The sequence below is a fragment of the Actinoplanes sp. NPDC049668 genome (genome assembly GCF_044465445.1).
Lineage (GTDB): Bacteria > Actinomycetota > Actinomycetes > Mycobacteriales > Micromonosporaceae > Actinoplanes.
On the sequence record NZ_JBITLR010000004.1, the window covers coordinates 798,203 to 817,639 of the forward strand.

A 19,437-nucleotide genomic window follows, 5' to 3' on the forward strand; every position below is an offset into this window, starting at 1 on the left:
CGTTATGGGGCGGCGGCGGGCAACTGGCTGTCGACGTCGGTCAGCATGGAGGAGAGGGTGCGGGCGTAGCGCTCGGCGGCGGAGGCGGTCGCGGCGGCCACCCTCCGGCGTTCGCCGGGCAGAGCCGCGTGGCGGCCGGAGAGCTCGCGGCGCAGCGCTTGCAGCTCGGACAGGTGGCAGTCCAGCAGGTTCAGGATCTCGCCGTGCATCACACACACCTCACTCGACGATGCGATAGCTCCTAGCGGGCCGGCGCGGCGGCCCTGTTGGGGAAAGGGAGTGGCGCAAATCCGCTGGACCGGCCCCACTCCGCCGATCCTGCACGACGGGGACCGGCCCAGCGCGTGCAGCTACTACTTCTTGGACTTCTTCTTGTCCTTCTTGGACTTCTTGGCCTTCTTCGCCATGACCATGCTCCCTTCTCTTCGTCCGGGCGGGCGGCATGGTCCGGCCACGGCCGCCCTGACGCAGGTGAACCTGCGATCAACGTCAGGTGACCGAAGGATCTACGATCAGCAACGTCTCCGACACGGTAACTACTGAGATCCACAGTTGCCAAGGGCCCACGCTCACCCCTTTCAGATGGTCTTCTGGGTGGTCCCGTCCCGCTGATATTCCCGGCCTCCCGAATGCCGGGAATCGTTGTCACGGCACGGAATCGCTCCGGTTCCGCGCACCAGCAAGCCACCAATTGCGGTCGACCTGGAGGAATGAACAAGATCCAGGAGGGGGTCGTTTATGGATCGCCGTGACCCGTCATAGCGCCGGGGACTGATCCGCGGCAGGCGCATCACCTCGCGCGGATGATTGTGACGGCGGCCCTCGGCACCATGGCGCCCTGATAATCGGCTCGTCGTCCGGCCGTCTGCTACGTAGCATCGGCGACCGTGATCAACAACTGGCTCGATGGAGTGGAACGGGTGGCGGTGCTCACCGGCGCCGGCATCTCGACGGATTCCGGTATCCCGGACTACCGGGGTCCGGCCGGCGTCTGGACCCGCGATCCGGGGCTGGTCAAGGCGTTCACCTACCAGTCCTTCATGGCGGACCCGGAGGTCCGGGCGGCGTTCTGGGACACCTATCTCGACAGCCCCGCCTGGCGGGCCCGGCCGAACCCGGCGCACCACGCGCTCGCCGGCCTGGAACGCTCGGGGGTGGCGGTGCGCGTCCTGACGTAGAACGTCGACGGGTTGCATCAGGGCGCCGGATCCAGCGCGCGCAAGGTGCTCGAGCTGCACGGCTCGATGCACGAGGTGGTGTGCACCGGTTGCGGCCGGCGCACGCCGAGCGCGCAGGCGATGGACCGGGTCCGGGCGGGCGACCGCGATCCACGCTGCGTCGACTGCGCGGCGATCCTCAAGCTCGCCGTGGTGCTGTTCGGCGAGCACCTCGATCCCGCCGTCACCGGCCTGGCCGAGCGGATCGCGGCCAACGCCCAGCTCATGCTCGCGGTCGGCAGCTCGCTCAGCGTCGAACCGGTGGCCTCGCTGTGTGCCGTCGCGGTGAACGCCGGCAACCGGCTGGTGATCGTCAACCGCGACCCGACCCCCTACGACGACCTCGCCGTCGAGGTGATCCGGGAACCGATCGGGGTCGCCCTGCCGCGGATCTGTGCCGCCGTCGCGGGCGCCGCCCCGGTCGCCGGATAGCTGTCGGGCGGCCGCGCTACCCTGCCTGGCGTGTTCGTCTTCGGCAACAGCGATCAGCCCGAGGACTCCCGGCCGCGGTGCCGGGGTCCGTGGCTCGCGGCCGCCGTCGCGACCCTCGCGGCGGCGGCGCTCGCCCTGGCCGGCGCGACCTGGTATGCGGGCCGGGGCGAGGCGACCGCCGGCTATTCGTGCGCGTTCCTGGCCGGCCCGGACGAGGCCGAGGTGAAGGCGGCCGAGGAGCTCTGTCACCGCAAGGCGGCCGACCGGTTTCGGCGGGCCGACATCGTCAACCCGGGGCCCATCGGCCACGAGGGCACCGCCTGGTTGATGCGCGACGCGCTCCATCGCGCCTTTCTCTGCCCGCCGCCCGGACCGGTCGGCTGCGATGACCGGCGCGCGCTGCGCCCGGCGACCGACGCCGACGTGGCGACCGCGCGGGTTGCGCTCGGCTCGGCGGGCCTGCCCGACAGCGTCGTCCGCCTCGCCGCCGGCGAGGATCCCGCGCCGGCCGGCGCCCTGGTGTACTCGTTGCTGATGGGCGACGGCTGCGTGGTGGGCTACCTGGACCTGGCCTCGGGCGAACAGTGGTACGAGGTGGCCGGCCTGCTGCCCAACGGCCGCTGCCTGGCGTGACGCTCAGCCGATCAGGCCGAGGGCGCGCTCGGCGATGCCGGCCGGCGCGGTCGCCGGCGAGCCGGCGTCGAACGGTGGTCGCGGGTCGTACTCCATCGCCAGCTGGACGGTCTGTGCCGTCGCTACGTCGGTCATCCGGGCCAGCAGGGTCAGGGCCATGTCGATGCCGGCCGAGACGCCCGCGGCCGTGATGATCCGGTCCTCGATGACGACGCGCTCGCTCACGGGCTCCGCGCCGAAGGCCGAGAGGTGTTCGAGCCAGCCCCAATGACTGGTCGCCCTCCTGCCCTTCAGCAGCCCGGCGGCGCCCAGCAGGAACGATCCGCTGCACACCGACGTCGTCCAGCTGGTGCGCTCGTGGGCGACGGTGATCCAGTCGAGCAGGGCCCGGTCCTGGAGCGCCGCGGCGGTGCCCGGCCCGCCCGGCACGACGATCACGTCCGGGTGCGGCAGGTCCGCATAGGACTTCGTCGCCGCCAGGGCGAGGCTGCCCTGGTCGTCGAGGACCGGGCCGGGCCGGTCGGCCACGAACGTGACCGTCCAGCCCGGCGCGAACGCCAGGACCGTGTACGGCCCGACGGCGTCGAGCGCGGTGTAACGCGGGTACAGCGGGATGGCGACGTGCATGTTCACGACTCCTCGGTGGGTACGGGCTGGGCGGTCCGGAATCTGCGGCGGTAGTCGCCGGGGGAGATCCGCCAGTGCCGGCGAAAGGTTCGGTAGAGGGTCTCCGACCCGCCGAGCCCGGACTCCCTGGCCACCCGGTCCAGCGGGTCCGCGGTGACCTCCAGCAGCCGCCGGGCGGCCTCCGCCCGGCTGCGCTCGACGTACCGGCCCGGCGACATGCCCGTCTGCGCGGTGAACAGGCGGGAGAAGTGGCGTTCGCTCATCGCGCTGCGGCGGGCGAGTGCGGACACGCTCAGGTCGCCGGCGGGATTGTCGTCGATGAACGCCTGCAGCTCGCGGAACCGTTCGCTCGGCGGCGTGGTGGCCCGCATCGGGGTGCTGAACTGGCTCTGCCCGCCGGGCCGCTGCAGGTAGACGACCAGGCCCCGGGCCACCTGGCGGGCGAGTTCGTGCCCGTGGTCCTCGGCGACGAGGGCGAGCGCCAGGTCGATCCCGGCGGTGACCCCGGCCGAGGTCCAGACGTTCTCGTCCCGGACGTAGATGGCGTCCGCGTCCACCCGCACCCGCGGGTAGCAGGAGGCCAGCCGGTCGGCCGCGAGCCAGTGCGTGGTCGCGCGGCGGCCGTCGAGCAGCCCGGCGGCGGCGAGCAGGAACGCGCCGTTGCACACCGAGGTGATCCGGCGGCAGTGCGGGGCCAGCCGGGCGATCTCCGCGACCAGTTCCCGGTCCGCCGGCCGCGGCGACAGGGACAGCCCGCCGACGACCAGCAGGGTGTCGATCGGCCCGGTGAGCCCGGCGAGGGGAGTCTGCGCCTGCGTGAGGATCCCGCTCTGTGCGCGGACCTGCCCCGCGCGGACGGCGGCGACCTCCAGCCGGTAGCCGTCCGCGCGGGTGAGCAGGTTCGCGGTCGAGAAGACGTCGGCCGGCCCGGCCAGGTCGAGCAGCTGAAAGCCATCGAAGATCACGACGACGGTACGGCGTTCCATGCACCGATCGTCGCGGGGCGCCGGGCGTGGCGTCAACGACACGAATATTGCAAATCCGGCCACGCCCGGTGCCGTGCTCAGTCAGGAAGCTGGTGCTTCTCGAACCCGATGTAGAGCCGCGCCGCCGCGTTGGTGCCCAGCGCGCCGATCGTCTCCAGCTCGCGCAGCCGCAGCAGGGCCGGGTGCCGCGCGTACTCCTCGGCGGCCTCGGCGAGCCGGCGCAGCGCGTCGACCTCGGCCTCGGTCCGGATCCGCTGCGCGGCGGCGTCGCCCTCGGCGGCCAGCCGGGTCGACTCGACCCGGGCCTGCGCGGCGACCCGCTCGGAGTCCGCCTTGGAGTTCGCCTCGAGGGCCTCCCGGTCGGCGCGGGTGCGCGCCTCGACCATCTGCGCCTCGGCCATCCGCTGCGCGGTCAGCACCCGGTTCATGATGTCCTGCAGGTTGCCCGGGAACACCAGGTCCTTGACGTCGGCGCGAATGATCTCGATGCCGTAGCCGGCGGAGACGCCCTCCACGTCGCGGAGGATGTCCTCGCTGAGCTGGTTGCGGTTGGTCAGGATGGCCTCCAGCGTCATCGACGCCAGGGAGCGCCGCGCCGCCAGCTGCACGTCGCTGTACACCCGGTCGCCGTAGTCGGCGACCTGCTCGATCGCCGCGACCGGGTCGACCACCCGGAAGTGGGTGATGATGTTGACCCGGACCGCGACCTTGTCGGCGGTCAGGATCTCCTGGCCCTTGATGTTGAGCTCGCGCTCGCGCAGGTCGACCGGGACGACCTCGACCTGCGGCAGCCGCTGCCCGGGGTACCGGCGGACGGGCAGGCGGTAGCGGCCCGGCTCGAGTACCTGGTCGAACCGGCCGTCGACGTAACGAAGACCGCGGAAACCGCTGCGGACGATCACCTCATGGCGCTTGGACATGACTCACCTCTGTTTCGGGGACATCCCCGAAGCGAATGGGACGAAGGGTGGCCCCGTAGCGGATCCGATGTGAAGGATCGGTCGCCGGGAGGGCAGCGGACCAGCTTGGTTTGATCGCCAGTGCGTCCGTTGTGGTAGGCGCTTGCTTCTGAAGCCGCCGGGGCCGCAATGAGAATGACAAATGTGCCCGCGCGGCCACAACGCAATTTCCGTGAATGGCCGACCGAAAGGCCACCCAAAGGCGTACGCCGAACATTGCGGACGCACGCGTGCGGGTCCGCACGCCGATGAAGGAGGAAGTTCATGCAGCGACGGATGGCCGTCCTGGGCCGCGCCCTGTTCGTACCGTTGGCGATCGTGGTGGGTGCCCTGGCCGTGGTGTCGCCGTCCGCCGGCGAGACGAGCGTGGCGCTGATGCCGCTGATCGGCTCCGGGACCCACCCGGTCGAGGCGTCGCTCGACTCCTGGGGTGTCGGCAACGGCTGACGCCAGGTGCCCGGCTCCGCCACCCGGGGCCGGGCACTGCAACTCCTCTCATTCGGTGAGAGAAGTTACGTTCTCTTTGCAAGCTCTTGCAGAACGCCGAAACCTGCCTAGGCTGTCGATGCCGATCCTCCAATGGGGACCACGAACTAGCCGGGAGATCCATGCGTTCGCTCAGCAAGACCCTGCTCGCCCTGCTCGTCGGCCTCGCGAGCGTGCTCGCCACGGCGGGCCCGGCCGCCGCGTCCACGCCGCCCCGCAAGCTCGGCGGGCTCGACCTCGGCGCGTACTGCCGCTCGCTCGGCAACGCCGGCGCCGTCCTGGCCGGCCCGACCGCGTACGACTGGCACTGCGCCGGCGCCGACGGCGGCCGCAGCGATCTCACCTTCGACGCGGCCTGCCGCTGGACCTACGCGACCGGCGACGCCGTCGACCGCATCGGCGACTTCCGCGATCCGGCCTCGGTCGAGTGCTGGCTGGTCTCGCCTGCGGCCGTCGCGCCGGACTTCGGGAACTACTGCACCTCCACCGGCCACAGCTCCGCCGAGCTGGTCGGCACCACCGTCTACGACTGGCGGTGCGTCAGGCACAGCCGCGGCGGGCCGACCTACTTCTCGATCGACGTCGCCGCGGTCTGCCGCAAGACGACCGGGGTGGCGGCCACCGTCGAACGGTTCGTGAACTACTACGACGCGCGCACCTGGCAGTGCCGGGTCTGAGCGGAGGGCGGCGGCTCGTCCTCGGCCAAGGGCAGCAGGATCTCGAAGGTGGTACCGACGTTGGGTTCTGAGGTGACGGTGATGGTCCCGCCGGCGTCGGTGACGATGCCGTAGACGGTGGCCAGCCCCAGCCCGGTCCCGTGCTGCTTGGCCTTGGTGGTGAAGAAGGGCTCGAAGATGTGCGCGGCGACCTCCGGCGGCATGCCGGTGCCGGTGTCGGCGACCCGGAGCCTCGCGTAGGCGCCGGCGGGCAGCGACGGCTGCCGGGACGGGTCGCCGGGCACGGCGACCGGCTCGGCCTCCATGGCGATGACGCCGCCGTCCGGCATCGCGTCGCGGGCGTTGATCACGAGGTTCAACAGGATCTGTTCGGTCCGGCTGCGGTCGGCCCGGATGGTGACGGGTTCCTCGGCCGGGTGCGCGACCAGCTCGATGTGCGCGCCGATGCTGCGCTGCAGCAGGGTGCGGGTCTCGTCGATCACGGAGTTGAGGTCGATGAGCTCGGCGTTGGCGGGTTCCTTGCGGGCGAAGAGCAGCAGTTGCCGGGTCAGGTCGCGGGCCCGGTCGGTGGCCGCGCGGGCACGGTCGAGGTCCTTGATCGCCTGCGGGTCGGTGGTTCGCTCGAGGGCGAACTCCAGGTAGCTGAGGTTGATCGCGAGCAGGTTGTTGAAGTCGTGTGCGATGCCGCCGGCGAGCTGGCCCAGGCTCTCCATCCGCTCCGCGCGTGCGGACCGCTCGAGGATCTGCCGGCGCTCGCGCTCGGCGCACTTGCGCTCGGTGATGTCACGTTCGATCCCGGCGCCGCCCACCACGGTCCCGTCGTTGTCGTGCACCGGCGAGACGCTCGTCGTCACGTCGATGACCGTGCCGTCCTTGCGGATCCGCTGGGTCTCCAGCAGGCCGACGGCCCGGCCCTCGGCGGTCTGTGCCAGGACCGTCGCCAGGTTCGCCGCTCGGTGGGGCGGGAGCACCAGGGTGATGGTGCGTCCGATCGCCTCCTGCGCCGTCCAGCCGTACAGGCGCGTCGCGCCGTCGTTCCAGGTGGTGATCCTGCCCTTCAGGTCGGTGGTGATGATCGCGTCCTCCGACGACTCCACGATGGCGGCGAGCATCGACCGGTTCTGGGCGGCCCCGCTGCCGCGGCCCTCGAGGACCTGCTGACGGCGGGCGACGGCCATGCTGAGCAGGGTCGCCCCGGCGACCAGCGAGAGCACCGTCAGCTGGACGGTGCTGCCGGCCAGCCCCTGCCACGACGACGTGGCCCAGGCCGTCAGCGCGGCGAACACCCCGACGGCGGCCACCGCCCAGGGGCGCGCCGAGGCCGCGGCCAGCACCAGCCCGAGCACGACGATCCCGGACAACACCACCCGGGGCGGCGTCGCGAGCTCCGCGACGCCACCGGCGACGATCAGCAGCATCGCGGCCGTCAGTACTCCGGCGTGCCGCCAATGCGCTTCCCTCATCGCGGCCCCCTGGAACAGCTGCGGCACCCATAGGCCCTGAGCTGGACGCGACGGTCAGAAAGTCCCGCTGTTCCGTCGGGCATCACCGGCACCGTCGTCCCGGCGCTTGCGCCCAGCGCTGGGCGGGCCCGTGCACCCAGGATCCCACGCACCCGCCCGGCGAGCCGCCGAACCGCCCGAATCCGGCCTACGGGTAGCGAGCGCCGTTGATCGTGACCCGGAGCGAGTACACGCTGGTGCCCGCGGTGATGAAGAGGTGGTTGCGCTTCGGGCCGCCGAAGGTGAGGTTGGCGGCGGGCTCGGGCAACAGGAGCTTGCCGATCAGGGTGCCGTCGGTGTCGAAGCAGTGCACGCCGTCCCAGGCCGCGGCCCAGACCCGGCCGGCGTCGTCGAGCCGCAGGCCGTCGAAGCGCCCGTTGTCGCATTCGGCGAAGACCTTCCCGCCGGCCAGGTCGCCGTCGGCGGTGACGTCGAAGACGCGGATGTGGCTGGGTTCCTGCCGGGTGTCCGCGATGAAGAGCCGCCGCTCGTCGGGGGAGAAGGCCAGGCCGTTGGGGCGGCAGAAGTCGTCGGCGACCACCCGCAGGTCGCCGGTGGACACCTCGAGGCGGAACACGTAGCAGGCGCCGCCGAGCTCGCTCTCGGCCCGGCCGCCCTCGTAGTCGCTGGTGATGCCGTAGGTCGGGTCGGTGAACCAGATCGTTCCGTCGGCGCGTACCACGACGTCGTTGGGGCTGTTGAGCCGTTTGCCCTGATAGCGGTCGGCCAGCACGGTGACGGTTCCATCGTGCTCGGTACGGGTGACGCGCCGGTTGCCCTGCTCGCAGGTGACGAGCCGGCCCTGCCGGTCGACGGTGTTGCCGTTGGCGTAGCCGGACGACCGGCGCAGGACGCCGACGGCGCCGGTGGTCTCGTCCCAGCGCAGGAGCCGGTCGTTGGGGATGTCGCTCCACACCAGATAGCGACCCGCCGGGAAGTACGCCGGGCCCTCGCTCTTGCGCGCGCCGGCGTGCAGCCGTTCGAGGACGAAGTCGCCGTCGATGTAGCGGAAGCGCTCGTCGAGCATCCGGAACTCGGCGGGGATGGTCTCGGCCATCGCACACTCCTCACGGTTGGCGAATACTGTTTGGCAAACAGCCAACACCACGGAATGTGGTACGGTCAAACTCATATTCTACGAGAGTAGGTTTGATGGACGATACGGACCGGGCGCTGTTGGCGGCGTTGCAGGCCGACGCCACCCAGGCGTACGCGGCACTCGGCAAGGCCGTCGGGCTCTCTGCGGGGTCGGCGCACGAGCGGGTGCGCAAGCTGCGCGAGCGCGGGGTCATCACGCGCACCACCGTCGACGTCGACCCGGCCGCCGTCGGCAGCGGCGTCCTCGCGTTCGTGATGCTCCAGGCCAATGCGTGGATGGGTGATCAGCCCACCCGTGACGCGCTCGCGGCCATCCCCGAGATCCAGGAGGCACACATCGTCGCGGGGTCGGCGTCGCTGCTGGTGAAGGTCCGCACCTCGACACCCGAGCAGCTGCAGGCCGTGCTGCGCCGCGCCTTCGGCGTACCCGGCGTCACCGGCACCGAGACCATCGTCGTGCTGGAGACGTTCTTCGAACGCCCGCTGAACGTCCACGGACGCGAGCCGGGCGCCCCGCCCGTCGACGACGGAGGGACGCCCGGCTCGGGACGGCGATCGACGGCGGCCTAGAACTGGCCGGGCGTGTCGAGCTTGCGGTAGAAGGTGATCTCCGGTGGGCCCTGCGCGCCGGCCTCCTGCATGATCCGCGGGATGTCGGTCTGGCTGTCGAAGAACTTCTGGAACGTCGCCTCGTCCGGCCATTCGTCGATCACGAGGACCTCGTCGCCCGCGGCGGCGAAGGTGTGCCGGGTGGCGCCGACCGCCTGCCCGGCGGCGGAGATGCCCTCCAGCAGTTCGGGGTTGGCGTTGGTGAACCGTTCGAGGGCGTTCGCGTCGGCCTTGAGTCGCAGGATCATGATGACGGGCAACGTGACCTCCAGAATCTCCTGAGAAGTCCACCCTATGTACTTGTAGTGTCCTATCTGGTGCGATTCACCACTACGAGTGACGCCTCAGGAACCCTTGACCCGTACGCCCTCGGCGAAGCGGACGATGTCGTCGCGGGTGAGCGGAATCCGCTCGGCGTCCCAGTCCAGCTCCAGCACCCGGCCCGCGGGAAGTTCGATCCTGAGCAGTCCGGCGCCCGCGAAGTAGGCCGCCCGACGGCCGCCGATCGCCAGCGTCTCGTCCGCCTCCGCGGGATCGAACGGCCCCTCGGTCGTGACCAGGCAGAGCCCATGCGGCGACCGCTTGAAGAACTCCGGGTCGTCGGTGCCCGGCACCGGCTCATCCCGCGGCGCGAGGCAGACATTCCCGGGGCTCTGGTGCTGGAGCGTCAGGCCGGGCGGCACCTCGGCGAAGGTGTACGGCGCGGCCTCGCCCGCGACCCGGCCCGGGCGCAGCCCGGCGGCGAAGCGCAGCACCTGCGCCTCGGTGCGCGGCCCGAAGCTGACCACCTGCGCCCACTGCCCGTCGGCGAGGCGCCACCGGACACCGACGTACGGCTGGCCGCCCGGCGTCCCCGCGTCGGAGTCCCCGGCGGTGCGCACGGTGGCCCGCCGCCCGCCGACCGAGCCCGGGTGGTCCTCCTCGCCCTCCGACTCCCAGGTGCCCGGCACCGGGCCGACCTCGGCGGAGAGCACCGAACCCGGCCACTCGTACTGCAGCACCGTGTTGGTGCCCATCAGGATGACCTCGGGACGGCCCGCCCCGTCCGGCAGCCAGCTCGGTGCCAGGGGAAAGGCGGGCTGCTCCCAGCCGGGGACGTCCCACGCCACCGGGCTGGCAGAGGGCGAGGCGGCGGGCGGGCGCGGCGGCCGCTCGGACCCGCCGGCCAGCGCCACCGGCACGGCCACCACCGCGGCCAGGGCCAGCGCGGCCGACCCGCCGGCGATCACGGCCCGGCGCCGGCGGTCGCGGGCCACCCCGGCGTTGACCAGCCCGAGCAGATCCGGCCGGGACGCCGGTTCCGCCGCCCGGTCCCGCAGGACGGTACGCAGGTCGTCTTCGAGGCTCACAGCGATGCTCCCGGCTTCAGGGTTGACGGGGTCAGGTCGGCGCGCAACCGGGCCAGGCCGCGGGCGGCGTGCACCCGGACGGTGCTCGGCGAGGACCGCAGGATCTCGGCGATCTGCCGGTCGTCGAGATCCTCGTAGTAGCGCAGCACCAGGACGGCGCGCTGCGTCCGGGTGAGCCCGGCGAGCAGGCCCCACATGTCCTCGCGAGCGGCGTGCTGGTCGGCGAAGTCGCCGAGGACCGCGGCGTGGGCCGGCTCCGCGCTGGGCCGCTCGCCGCTGGAACGGCGGCGCAGCCAGGAGATGTGCGACCGGACCAGGGCGGTACGCAGGTAACCGTCCGGCTGCTCCGCCTCGATGCTCGCCCAGCGCCGGTGCGCCTTGACCAGCACCTCCTGCACCAGGTCCTCGCCGAGGTGCCGGTCGCCGCAGAGCAGGTGGGCGAAGCGGCACAGCGCCTCGCCTCGCACCCTGACGTACTGCTCGAATCCGCTGTGCACGCGTCCCCCGCCCCACCGCGCCGAAAGTCCTCTCCATCAAAGACGCCCCACGCACCCCCATCCGCTTACCGCAAGGGGGAGGAGGTTGACCGCCGGGCCCAGAATCGAGGCCATGCAGCCCTTCGAACCCTTCACCGGTGTCCTGGTGCTCCCCGACCGGACGGTGTTCGGCAGCACGTCGCCGGTCACCCTCGAGGGCGGCGACCCGGTCGCGACGATCCGCTGGCACAAATGGACGGCGCGGGCACGCTTCGAGCTCCTCGACGCCGCCGGATCGACGTTGCTGGCCTCGGGATCCCGGGTGGGCTTCTGGGGCCGCACGTACCAGGTGCTCGGCCCGCGGCAGGAACCGGTCCTGGACCTGAGGATCAGCGGGTGGGGCCTGTCCGGGCGCTCCGTGATCACGCTGCCCGGCGGCCGCGTCCTGCACGCCAAGGGCAACTGGACGGCGCGGAGGTTCGCGGTCGCCGACGAGGCCGGCGCGCCGGTCGCCCGGCTGGTCACCACCGGCTCGAGCTTCAGCCTGCGGCCCGACAGCTTCGCCCTGGAGCTGACCGCCCCGGTGCTGTCGATCGTCCAGGGCGCCGGGCTCGCGCAGTGCCTGCGCGCCGCCGCCGAGGCGGAGCGGGACTCCGCCGCGGTAGCCGGCTGAACCACACCGCACCGCACCGCTGATCGTCGATCCACATCGGGCTATGATCCGGGACACCGTGGGGGCAGGCGGTGAGCGGAGGTGCCACGGTGAGTGAGAGCCGGGGATGGTTCGAGCCGTCGCCGCGCGCCGATCCGGTCGTCCCCGCGCCGGAGCCCGCGCGGCCGCCGACGGTGGCGGCGCGCGCGGTGATCGTCTACCAGGACCGGCCGCGTCGGCCCTGGCGGCTCTGGGTGTTCACCCTCGCGCTCGTCGCCCTGACCGTCGGTGTCGTCCTCGGGCAGACGGTCGCGTACGAGCCGGTGTACCGGCCCGCGGCCGGCGCCGAGGCGGTGCCCGCCGGGTCCACGTCGCCCGCCCAGCCGTGGCCGGACGCCGCGCACCGGGTGACCGCGCCGCTCGGCTCGGTGCGCACCCGGCTCCTCGAGATCGCCGGCGCGACGGCCGTGCTGCGCGTGCGCAGCGAGGACCTCGGGGAGACGCTGCTCGACATCGCGACGACGGACCGCGGCGCGCTGCCGGTGCTGACCGACGGCGCGCGGGGTTCCCGCCTCGAACTGATCCGGACCGGCGAGGCCGGCACGGCCGGCGCCGAGATCCGGCTCAACGCGAAGGTGGCGTGGACCCTGCGGCTCACCGGCGGCGCGACGGAGCGGAACATCGACATGCGGGCCGGCGGCCTGCGCGGCATTGCGGTCGACGGCGGCACCGCGCACGTCGTGCTGCAACTGGGGAAGCCGAAGGGCACGGTGCCGCTCACGATGACCGGCCCGGTCGGTGAGTTGGTCGTCCACGCCGGCGCCGGAGCGCCGGTCCGGTTCCGCCTGGGCGGCGGCGCCGGCACCGCCGTCGTCGACGGGAACACCCACCGCGGGGTCGAGGCCGGCGCCGAGTTCGCCCCCGATGGCTGGCAGGCCGCCCGGAACCGTTACGACGTGGTCACCTCCGGCGTGGTCACCTCGGTCGTCGCCGCTAGCCGTTCGGGTGGATGACGACCTTCAGCCCGGTGCGCGCCGCGGCGGTGGTCATCGCGGCGCCGGCCTCGTCGAGTGCGAAGACGTCCGTGACGAGCGGCGCCAGGTCGACCAGCTTGCGCGCGGCCAGGTCGATGGCGCGGGGGTAGACCTCGCCCATCCGGCGCACCAGCACCAGGGTCAGGCCCTTGCGGCGGGCCAGCGCCGCGCTGAACGTGGTGCTGTCGCCGTCCGGGATGCCGACCAGCACCACCCGGGCGCCGGGCCGGGCCAGCCGCAGCGCCGTGTCCACCGCGCCGTCGGTGCCGGAGACCTCGAAGACCACGTCCGCGACGCCCTCGGCGCCGGCCGGCTCCGCGCCGAAACCCGCAGCGGCCGCCATCCGGTGCGGCAGCGGCTCGGCGGCGAGCACCCGGGTGGCGCCGTGCCCGCGGGCCAGCTGGACCAGCAGCAGACCGATCGGGCCGCAGCCGACCACCGCCACCGTCGCGGCCATCCGCAGGTGTGCCAGGTCGAGCGCGTGCAGCGCGACGCCGAGCGGCTCCAGCAGGGCGCCGTCGTCGGCGGAGAGCCCGTCGGGCAGCGGGTACAGGCGGTCGGCCGGCCAGGTCAGGAACTGCCGCAGGCCGCCGTCGCGGGCGCCGTGGCCGGCGAAGACGATGTCCGGGCAGAGGTTGCCGTGCCCCGCGCGGCAGGGCGGGCAGGCGCCGCACGGCAGGGCCGGGTCGATCGCGACCGCGACGCCGTCGTCCGGTCCGCCGCGGATCACGCCCGCCATCTCGTGGCCGAGCACGAGCGGGCGGGCCAGCACGGCGTCGCCGATCCCGCCCTCGGTGAACCAGTGCAGGTCGGAGCCGCACACCCCGACCGAGGTCACCTCCACCAGCCGCTCGCCGTCGCCGGCCGGCCGTGGCCGCCGTTCGGTGTGCAGCCGGACGTCCCCGGCGCCGTGCAGTCGGGCCACTCGCATGCTCAGCTCGGTCACCTTTGGACGCTAACACCGGCGCCCGGATCGCGGGCCGCCGATGGATCAGTCATGATCAGCGGCATGGACCGACCCGAGGCGCACCGACCATGACCGCCGCCGACCTGCGGGCGATGCTCGTCGCCGGCCGCGTCACGCACGCGCCGGGCGTCTACGACCCGGCCAGCGCCGCGCTCGCGGTCCGGGCCGGGCACCGGGCCGTGCACCTGTCCGGCCCGGCGGTCGCGGCCACCATGCTCGGCGCGCCGGACCTCGGCTTCGCGCCGGCCACCCAGATCGCCGACCGGGCCGCGATCCTGGTGCCGGAGCTCGGCGGCGTGCCGCTGCTGGCCGACGCGGACGTCGGCTACGACGACCCGGATCACGCGGTGTGGACCGCGCTCGCCTACCAGCGGGCCGGCATCAGCGGGCTCTGCCTCACCGACGGCGAGGACGCCGGCCTCTCGGCGGTCCGGATCGCCGCGCTGGCCGAGCGGGTGCCCGGGGTCGTGCTGATCGCGCGGGTCCGGGCCGGCACCCTCGACGAGACCTTCGAGCGCTGCCGGGCGTACGCGGTCGCCGGCGCGGACGCGGTTCTCCCCGTCGGCGTCCCCGAGGCGGACGTCGGCAGGCTGCGAGTCGTGCTGCCCGGCGTACCCATGGTCGTCTGCCGGTCCGAGGATCAGGCCGGGGCCGGCGACGGCCGCCTGACCGACGCCGAGCTGGCCGGGTTCGGGCTCTGCCTGGTGCTGCATCCGCTCGCCGCCGTGCTCGCCGCGCTGCGGGCCGCGTCGCTCGCCTACCGCGCGATCGCCGAGGAGGGCGACGCGGCGCGGGTCGACCGGCTGCCGCCGGCGGTCCTCGCCACGCTGTCCGACCGGCCGACCGTGGAGCCGACCGACAGGATTGACACCTGACCGGGTGATCCGCCCGTGCGAGATCGAAGATCACCTGTTCGGCCGGTATCCGCACGCCGGAAATTCTGTTTAAGTCAGGGGTTATTTATGACTTGACAATGGTAAAGCGTGCCCGAGAAAAGGTAGTCATGCGGAAACTGACGCGGATACACCGCAACCCCATTCTTCGTGCGGTGTTCTGCGGCGCGGTCGTGCTGATGTCGGCGACGACCCTTACCCGGGCGGACGCGACCGTCACCGCGACCGCGGCGGCCACCGTTCAGCCGGGAAAATTCTCGGGGCCCGCGTTCGACGCCTGTACGGCACCGTCCAGCAAGAGCATGGCGGCGTGGAAGGCATCGCCGTACAAGGCGGTCGGCATCTATTTCGGCGGCAACAACCGGGGCTGCACCCAGGCCAATCTCACCGCCGAATGGGTACGTACCCAGGTCAAGGCCGGCTGGCACCTGATCCCGCTCTACGTCGGCCCGCAGGCGTCCTGCACCCTCGCCACCAAGAAGAAGAACCTGATCGACAACGCGAAGGCCGCCGCGCAGGGTGCCGCCGCCGCGCAGGACGCCGCCGTGCAGGCGCGCGCGCTCGGCCTGGCCGCGCAGAGCGTGTTGATCTACGACATGGAGGCGTACCGGAACGGCGACGCCGCCTGCCGCTCCGGCGTCCTGAAGTTCATCAGCGCCTGGACCGCCCGCCTGCACGACCTCGGCTACCTCTCCGGCTTCTACAGCAGCATGGACTCCGGCGTCGCCGATCAGGTCGCCAACTACGCGGTGGCCGGCTACGTGCGCCCCGACTACCTCGACTTCGCCCGCTGGGACAAGATCGCCACCGTCACCGACCCGGCCATCCCGCCCGGCCACTGGTCGCCGCACCGCCGGATGAAGCAGTACCACGGCGACCACAAGGAGACCTGGGGCGGCGTCACCATCAACATCGACAGCAACCTGGTCGACTTCGCGCCGCTGCCCGTCGCGAAGCTGTCCGACTACAACCGCAACGGCTGGTCGGACGTGCTGGCCCGGACGTCGAGCACCGGCAACCTCTTCCTCTATCCGGGCAACGGCACCTACACCGACGAGAAGGCCCGGCGGAAGATCAGCGGCGGCTGGAAGTCCATGAACGCGCTGGTCCGGATCGGCGACCTGAACCGCGACGGGTACCCCGACGTGGTCGCGCGGGTGGCCTCGAACGGCTACCTGTACTTCTACCCGGGCAAGAGCGACGGCAGGCTCGGCTCGCGCAAGCTGCTCTCGAAGAGCTTCAAGAAGATGCGCGAGATCACCGCGATCGGCGACCTGAACAAGGACGGGTACCCCGACCTGGTCGCGGCGCAGACCAGCAACCACAACCTCTACCTCTACCCGGGCGCGAAGGGCACCAAGCTGGGCGCCCGCAAGGTGATCTACGCGGGTGGCTGGCACACGATGGGCGAGCTGGCCGGCGTCGGTGACTTCAACCGCGACGGCCACGTCGACCTGGTCGCCCGCCAGACCGCGACCGGCACGCTGTTCCTGTACCCCGGCCGCAAGGGCGCGCTCGGCGCCAGGAAGCAGCTCGCCACGGGCTGGAAGGGCATGCGCGACCTGATCGGCGCCGGCGACTTCGACCGGGACGGCTACACCGACCTGGCCGCGGTCCTCAAGTCGAACGGCAGCCTGATGCTCTACCGCGGCACCGGCACCGGGCTCAACCCGGGCCTGCGCCTGGCGACCGGCTACGGCGGTCGCTCGCCGCTGCTCTGAGCCGGGGCGAGGAAACCCGTCAGCAGGCGGGCCCACTCCACGGGCCGCTCGAGATGCGCGTCGTGTCCGGCGTCCGCGATGACGGCGTGCGCGACGCCCGGCCGCAGCTCCCGCATGCGGGTCACCTCGGCCGCGGGGGTGGTGCCGTTCCCGCCGTACGCCAGCAGGGTCGGCGCCCGCACGTCGCGCCACTCCGTCCAGCGGGCCCGCTCCGCGACCGGCTCGATGGCGGCCCGCATCACCTCGGGCTCGAACCGCGGCCACAGCCCGTCGGCGCGCCGCTCCAGGTCGCCGGCCCAGGCCCGGGCGATCGGGGTCGAGCCGAGGAATTCGGCCGCGGCCCGCTCGTCGGCGAACGGCACCGGCCAGGAGGCGAACCAGTCGCCCAGCCGGGCCGGATAGTCGTCGTCATCGGCGCGACCGCCGACACCCGCCTCCAGCATCACCAACCGGCTCACCAGGCCGGGATGCCGGGCGGCGGTCAGCATCGCGGTGTGCCCGCCCATCGACTGGCCGACCAGCGTCACCGGCCCGCCGCCCGCGAGCCGGTCGACGACGGCGGCCACGTCGTCGACGTACGCCGAGCGGGAGAGGTCCCGCGGCCGGCGGGTGGAGTGGCCGTGGCCGCGCTGGTCGATCGCGATGACGCGCCGGTCCGGCAGCAGGCTCTCGGCCGTCGGCCACATCTCCCGGGCGCTCCCGGCCAGGCCGTGCAGCAGGACCACCACGTCGCGGCCCGATCCGGCGTCCAGGCAGGACACCCGGACGCCGTCGCGGTGGATCTCCACTCTGTTCATCCCGGCCATTGAACTCCGGCGGCGCCGGCATGATCAACGGATAATCCCGCCCGCGCGGGTGGCCGGGAGGCCGCGGACCTCGGCGAGCACGTCGGCCCACGGGAACGAGCCGCCCGGAGCGGTCCGGGAGCGGTCCGGCCGGGTCTGCTCGGTGAGCACCACGCAGACGCCCTCGTCGCGCAGGCAGGCGATGCTGCGGGCGTAGGCGCCGTGGCCGGCCAGGGCGCGGTTCACCCACGGGGCGACGATGATCGGCTTGTGGTCGCCGATGGCCTCGCAGACCACGCCGACGGCTAGGGTGTCGCAGATGCCGTTGGCCAGCTTGTTGACCGTGTTGAAGCTGGCCGGCGCGACCACGCAGGCGTCGGCGCGGGGCAGGACGTCCGGGTCGGCGGGGTTCTTGTACGCCGACCGGACCGGGTGGCCGGTGAGGTCGGCCAGGTGCGGCAGGTCGACGAACCGGGCGCCCATCGGGGTGGTGATCACGCACACCCGCCAGCCGTCGTTGATGGTGTCGGCGATGAAGTCGTAGCTGCTGGCGGCGTTGCTCACGCCGCAGATGACGGCGTAGAGCACGGGGGATGCCGGGATCAAGTCGGGCCTCCTGGGCGCGCGCGGGGGAGTGGTGGCCGGTGAAAACAGCGCGTGGGCCCGGTGGTCCGAGCCCACGCGCCCTGGGCGCCTTGTCGGAGACGCTCAGCCGGCGATGTCGAACTCGCCGTCCTTGGCGCCGCCGACGAACGCGGCCCACTCGGCGGTCGTGAAGATCAGCGCCGGCCCGTTCGGGTCCTTGCTGTCCCGGACGGCCGCGCCGTCCTCGAGCAGCGCGACCTCGACGCAGTTGTTGCCGCCGTTGCCGTTGCTGCGGCTGCTCTTCATCCACTGTGCGGCGTTCAGCTCGGGAGGATTCATGATCGGCTCTCCATTCGATGTGCGGGATCAACGGCGGCTCTCGCTCGCCCGGTCGGCCCGGCACGACGATCGTCGATGCCGTGCTGCCACCCAGCCTGTGACCGGGCGGCTGCGCAGGGTTGCCTGCGTGGCAACGTCGTCGCCGGAGCTCAGGAGGGGCCGAGGACCCCGCACCGTTCGGCGAGGCCGCGCAGGTCGGCACCGCCCGCCCGGCGATGGCTCTTGTCCAGCAGCTCGCTGACGCAGCGCGACACGACCGGGCTGAGCCGGACCCGCAGCGGCGCGGCGCGCTCGGCGCGGCGGAACGCCTCGATCGCCTCCGGGCGGCGGTCCAGCCGCTCGAAGGCCCGGCCGACGTCGACCCAGAGGTAGGACATGCGCTCCCGGTTGGGCACGGGCCGCCGGCAGAGCGGGTACGCCGCGTCGACGGCGATCGCGGGGTCGCCGGCCTCGACCTCGATCGCCACCCGGTGCATGATCACGTTCCAGGTGGCGAACGAGGTGTGCCGCGCGATCAGGGACGGCCCGTCGAGCAGCTCGGCGAGCCGGCCCGCCTCCGCGACCAGTTCCCGGGCGCCGTCGATGTCGCCGAGTTTGGCGCTGGTCGAGGCGGCCACCAGCAGGCAGGAGCCGCGCGCGGCCAGGCCTTCGGAGTCCGCGACCGGCGTCGCCTGCGCCATGGCCTGCGCCGCCGCCCGGGCCCGCCGCAGCGCGCCGGCACCCACCAGCGCATGCGCCTGCGCGTACGCGGCGAAGCCGAGCGTCGCCGGGTCGACGGTGTGTTCCGCGGCCGCCCGCATCCGCTCGGCGGCCATCCACGCCAGGTCGTACTCGCCGAGGTTGCGCATCATGAACATCGCGGCGTACGCGGCGATGACGACCCGCTCGTACGCCGCGGGCGTGCCGAGCATCATCGCGCTCTGCTGTGCCCAGCGCAGCAGGTCCGGCACCACCCGCGCCTGGCCGACCGGGTCGCTGGAGTTCATCAGCAGGTCGAGGCCGTCGACGCCGGACGCGATCTCCGCCTCGGAGCGGGTCGGCCCGCTCGGGTCGAGCAGCGCCAGCCGGGTCTCCATCACCCCCGGCCGGATGTCCTCGAGCGCCCGGCCCCGCGCGGCGTACGGCTGATCGGTCAGGTCCGGCACCGGCACCTGCAACGCCGAGGAGATCCGGTTCAGCAGGGCCCGGGAGTTCAGCGAGCGCTCACCGCGCTCCAGCCGGGAGAGGTAGGGCTTGCTGATGCCGGCCAGCCCGGCCGCCTGATCGAGGCTCAGCCCACGCGAGCGCCGGTAACGCCGGATCCGCTGGCCGATGCGCACGTCGTCGCTCATCAGCGCCCCCCTCGTGACAGCCGCTAAGCGCAGTGACCTCGGTGAGGAACCTGATCAGATTCTGCGCGGGCGCACGGTG

22 protein-coding genes and 1 pseudogene are annotated in these 19,437 nt (G+C 72.7%); 9 read left to right on the forward strand and 14 right to left on the reverse strand.

The features are described from left to right. Positions 1-2: 2 nt before the first annotated feature. Entirely contained in the window at positions 3-209 is a 207-nt protein-coding gene (locus ACIBSW_RS21015; protein WP_354724209.1) for a hypothetical protein, read from the reverse strand. A 717-nt stretch (positions 210-926) separates the two neighbouring features. Here ACIBSW_RS21015 and ACIBSW_RS21020 point away from each other — a divergent pair. Together ACIBSW_RS21020 and ACIBSW_RS21025 are read left to right on the forward strand one after the other, a co-directional pair. Next, positions 927-1,649, forward strand: a pseudogene (locus ACIBSW_RS21020) (SIR2 family NAD-dependent protein deacylase). A gap of 30 nt (positions 1,650-1,679) precedes the next feature. Beyond that, complete coding sequence (locus ACIBSW_RS21025; protein ID WP_354724211.1) at positions 1,680-2,282, forward strand: hypothetical protein; 603 nt, start codon at positions 1,680-1,682, stop codon at positions 2,280-2,282. Between the two features lie 3 nt (positions 2,283-2,285). On the opposite strand, the gene ACIBSW_RS21030 is transcribed toward ACIBSW_RS21025, so the two are convergent. The 3 genes from ACIBSW_RS21030 to ACIBSW_RS21040 form a co-directional block, all read right to left on the reverse strand. Continuing rightward, on the reverse strand, positions 2,286-2,909 hold the full coding sequence (locus tag ACIBSW_RS21030; RefSeq protein ID WP_354724213.1) for a DJ-1/PfpI family protein: 624 nt from the start codon (positions 2,907-2,909) through the stop codon (positions 2,286-2,288). A 2-nt stretch (positions 2,910-2,911) separates the two neighbouring features. Then, positions 2,912-3,895, reverse strand: a complete 984-nt coding sequence (locus ACIBSW_RS21035) for a DJ-1/PfpI family protein (RefSeq protein ID WP_354724215.1) — start codon at positions 3,893-3,895, stop codon at positions 2,912-2,914. Between the two features lie 77 nt (positions 3,896-3,972). Continuing rightward, a complete protein-coding gene (locus ACIBSW_RS21040) occupies positions 3,973-4,815 on the reverse strand; it encodes an SPFH domain-containing protein (RefSeq protein WP_354724217.1) in 843 nt (280 codons plus the stop codon). A 303-nt stretch (positions 4,816-5,118) separates the two neighbouring features. Here ACIBSW_RS21040 and ACIBSW_RS21045 point away from each other — a divergent pair, with 303 nt between their 5' ends. Both ACIBSW_RS21045 and ACIBSW_RS21050 read left to right on the forward strand, forming a co-directional pair. Next, entirely contained in the window at positions 5,119-5,301 is a 183-nt protein-coding gene (locus ACIBSW_RS21045; RefSeq protein WP_354724219.1) for a hypothetical protein, read from the forward strand. Positions 5,302-5,462: 161 nt separating this feature from the next. Next, on the forward strand, positions 5,463-6,017 hold the full coding sequence (locus tag ACIBSW_RS21050) for a hypothetical protein (RefSeq protein ID WP_354724221.1): 555 nt from the start codon (positions 5,463-5,465) through the stop codon (positions 6,015-6,017). On the opposite strand, the gene ACIBSW_RS21055 is transcribed toward ACIBSW_RS21050, so the two are convergent. After that, positions 5,984-7,480, reverse strand: coding sequence for a PAS domain S-box protein (locus tag ACIBSW_RS21055; RefSeq protein WP_354724222.1), 1,497 nt, complete (start codon positions 7,478-7,480; stop codon positions 5,984-5,986). The genes ACIBSW_RS21050 and ACIBSW_RS21055 overlap by 34 nt on opposite strands. A 187-nt stretch (positions 7,481-7,667) precedes the next feature. Next, the gene (locus ACIBSW_RS21060; RefSeq protein ID WP_354724224.1) at positions 7,668-8,576 is read right to left on the reverse strand and encodes an SMP-30/gluconolactonase/LRE family protein; all 909 of its coding nucleotides are present in this window, start codon (positions 8,574-8,576) and stop codon (positions 7,668-7,670) included. 92 nt (positions 8,577-8,668) lie between these two features. Here ACIBSW_RS21060 and ACIBSW_RS21065 point away from each other — a divergent pair, with 92 nt between their 5' ends. Next, positions 8,669-9,187: an Lrp/AsnC family transcriptional regulator gene (locus ACIBSW_RS21065; RefSeq protein ID WP_354724226.1), complete on the forward strand. Its 519-nt coding sequence runs from the start codon at positions 8,669-8,671 to the stop codon at positions 9,185-9,187. Here the strand turns inward: ACIBSW_RS21065 and ACIBSW_RS21070 are convergent. From ACIBSW_RS21070 to ACIBSW_RS21080, 3 genes are all read right to left on the reverse strand, one after another. Then, complete coding sequence (locus ACIBSW_RS21070; RefSeq protein WP_354724228.1) at positions 9,184-9,474, reverse strand: hypothetical protein; 291 nt, start codon at positions 9,472-9,474, stop codon at positions 9,184-9,186. The two genes, ACIBSW_RS21065 and ACIBSW_RS21070, sit on opposite strands and share 4 nt — an antisense overlap. 96 nt (positions 9,475-9,570) lie before the next feature. Beyond that, a complete protein-coding gene (locus ACIBSW_RS21075; RefSeq protein WP_354724230.1) occupies positions 9,571-10,575 on the reverse strand; it encodes a hypothetical protein in 1,005 nt (334 codons plus the stop codon). Continuing rightward, positions 10,572-11,072: a SigE family RNA polymerase sigma factor gene (locus tag ACIBSW_RS21080; protein WP_354724232.1), complete on the reverse strand. Its 501-nt coding sequence runs from the start codon at positions 11,070-11,072 to the stop codon at positions 10,572-10,574. The genes ACIBSW_RS21075 and ACIBSW_RS21080 overlap by 4 nt, the downstream gene beginning before the upstream one ends. 112 nt (positions 11,073-11,184) lie before the next feature. Between ACIBSW_RS21080 and ACIBSW_RS21085 the strand changes: the two genes are divergently transcribed. Then, on the forward strand, positions 11,185-11,724 hold the full coding sequence (locus tag ACIBSW_RS21085; RefSeq protein WP_354724234.1) for a hypothetical protein: 540 nt from the start codon (positions 11,185-11,187) through the stop codon (positions 11,722-11,724). 89 nt (positions 11,725-11,813) lie between these two features. After that, complete coding sequence (locus ACIBSW_RS21090; protein WP_354724236.1) at positions 11,814-12,716, forward strand: hypothetical protein; 903 nt, start codon at positions 11,814-11,816, stop codon at positions 12,714-12,716. Here ACIBSW_RS21090 and ACIBSW_RS21095 read toward each other — a convergent pair. Next, positions 12,697-13,683 carry an alcohol dehydrogenase catalytic domain-containing protein gene (locus ACIBSW_RS21095; protein WP_354724238.1) on the reverse strand — a complete coding sequence of 329 codons (987 nt, stop codon included), beginning with the start codon at positions 13,681-13,683 and terminating at the stop codon, positions 12,697-12,699. The genes ACIBSW_RS21090 and ACIBSW_RS21095 overlap by 20 nt on opposite strands. Positions 13,684-13,772: 89 nt before the next feature. On the opposite strand from ACIBSW_RS21095, the gene ACIBSW_RS21100 reads away from it, so the two are divergent. Then, positions 13,773-14,579 (forward strand): isocitrate lyase/phosphoenolpyruvate mutase family protein, encoded by an 807-nt coding sequence (locus tag ACIBSW_RS21100; RefSeq protein ID WP_354724240.1) that lies wholly within the window; start codon positions 13,773-13,775, stop codon positions 14,577-14,579. Between the two features lie 128 nt (positions 14,580-14,707). Continuing rightward, positions 14,708-16,318 carry a glycoside hydrolase domain-containing protein gene (locus ACIBSW_RS21105; protein ID WP_354724242.1) on the forward strand — a complete coding sequence of 537 codons (1,611 nt, stop codon included), beginning with the start codon at positions 14,708-14,710 and terminating at the stop codon, positions 16,316-16,318. Here the strand turns inward: ACIBSW_RS21105 and ACIBSW_RS21110 are convergent. From ACIBSW_RS21110 to ACIBSW_RS21125, 4 genes are all read right to left on the reverse strand, one after another. Continuing rightward, positions 16,291-17,115, reverse strand: a complete 825-nt coding sequence (locus tag ACIBSW_RS21110; RefSeq protein WP_354724244.1) for an alpha/beta hydrolase — start codon at positions 17,113-17,115, stop codon at positions 16,291-16,293. The two genes, ACIBSW_RS21105 and ACIBSW_RS21110, sit on opposite strands and share 28 nt — an antisense overlap. Before the next feature lie 33 nt (positions 17,116-17,148). Further along, positions 17,149-17,709 carry a flavoprotein gene (locus tag ACIBSW_RS21115; RefSeq protein WP_354724246.1) on the reverse strand — a complete coding sequence of 187 codons (561 nt, stop codon included), beginning with the start codon at positions 17,707-17,709 and terminating at the stop codon, positions 17,149-17,151. 102 nt (positions 17,710-17,811) lie between these two features. After that, positions 17,812-18,027 (reverse strand): DUF397 domain-containing protein, encoded by a 216-nt coding sequence (locus ACIBSW_RS21120; protein ID WP_354724248.1) that lies wholly within the window; start codon positions 18,025-18,027, stop codon positions 17,812-17,814. Positions 18,028-18,176: 149 nt separating this feature from the next. After that, on the reverse strand, positions 18,177-19,358 hold the full coding sequence (locus ACIBSW_RS21125) for a helix-turn-helix transcriptional regulator (RefSeq protein WP_354724250.1): 1,182 nt from the start codon (positions 19,356-19,358) through the stop codon (positions 18,177-18,179). Positions 19,359-19,437: the final 79 nt, after the last annotated feature.

Coding starts and splice junctions, on each gene's coding strand:
- ACIBSW_RS21015 (WP_354724209.1), bottom strand. CDS start 209: ATGCACGGCGAGATCCTGAACCTGCTGGACTGCCACCTGTCCGAGCTG.
- ACIBSW_RS21030 (WP_354724213.1), bottom strand. CDS start 2,909: ATGCACGTCGCCATCCCGCTGTACCCGCGTTACACCGCGCTCGACGCC.
- ACIBSW_RS21035 (WP_354724215.1), bottom strand. CDS start 3,895: ATGGAACGCCGTACCGTCGTCGTGATCTTCGATGGCTTTCAGCTGCTC.
- ACIBSW_RS21040 (WP_354724217.1), bottom strand. CDS start 4,815: ATGTCCAAGCGCCATGAGGTGATCGTCCGCAGCGGTTTCCGCGGTCTT.
- ACIBSW_RS21045 (WP_354724219.1), top strand. CDS start 5,119: ATGCAGCGACGGATGGCCGTCCTGGGCCGCGCCCTGTTCGTACCGTTG.
- ACIBSW_RS21050 (WP_354724221.1), top strand. CDS start 5,463: ATGCGTTCGCTCAGCAAGACCCTGCTCGCCCTGCTCGTCGGCCTCGCG.
- ACIBSW_RS21055 (WP_354724222.1), bottom strand. CDS start 7,480: ATGAGGGAAGCGCATTGGCGGCACGCCGGAGTACTGACGGCCGCGATG.
- ACIBSW_RS21060 (WP_354724224.1), bottom strand. CDS start 8,576: ATGGCCGAGACCATCCCCGCCGAGTTCCGGATGCTCGACGAGCGCTTC.
- ACIBSW_RS21070 (WP_354724228.1), bottom strand. CDS start 9,474: ATGATCCTGCGACTCAAGGCCGACGCGAACGCCCTCGAACGGTTCACC.
- ACIBSW_RS21085 (WP_354724234.1), top strand. CDS start 11,185: ATGCAGCCCTTCGAACCCTTCACCGGTGTCCTGGTGCTCCCCGACCGG.
- ACIBSW_RS21100 (WP_354724240.1), top strand. CDS start 13,773: ATGACCGCCGCCGACCTGCGGGCGATGCTCGTCGCCGGCCGCGTCACG.
- ACIBSW_RS21105 (WP_354724242.1), top strand. CDS start 14,708: ATGCGGAAACTGACGCGGATACACCGCAACCCCATTCTTCGTGCGGTG.
- ACIBSW_RS21110 (WP_354724244.1), bottom strand. CDS start 17,115: ATGAACAGAGTGGAGATCCACCGCGACGGCGTCCGGGTGTCCTGCCTG.
- ACIBSW_RS21120 (WP_354724248.1), bottom strand. CDS start 18,027: ATGAATCCTCCCGAGCTGAACGCCGCACAGTGGATGAAGAGCAGCCGC.
- ACIBSW_RS21125 (WP_354724250.1), bottom strand. CDS start 19,358: ATGAGCGACGACGTGCGCATCGGCCAGCGGATCCGGCGTTACCGGCGC.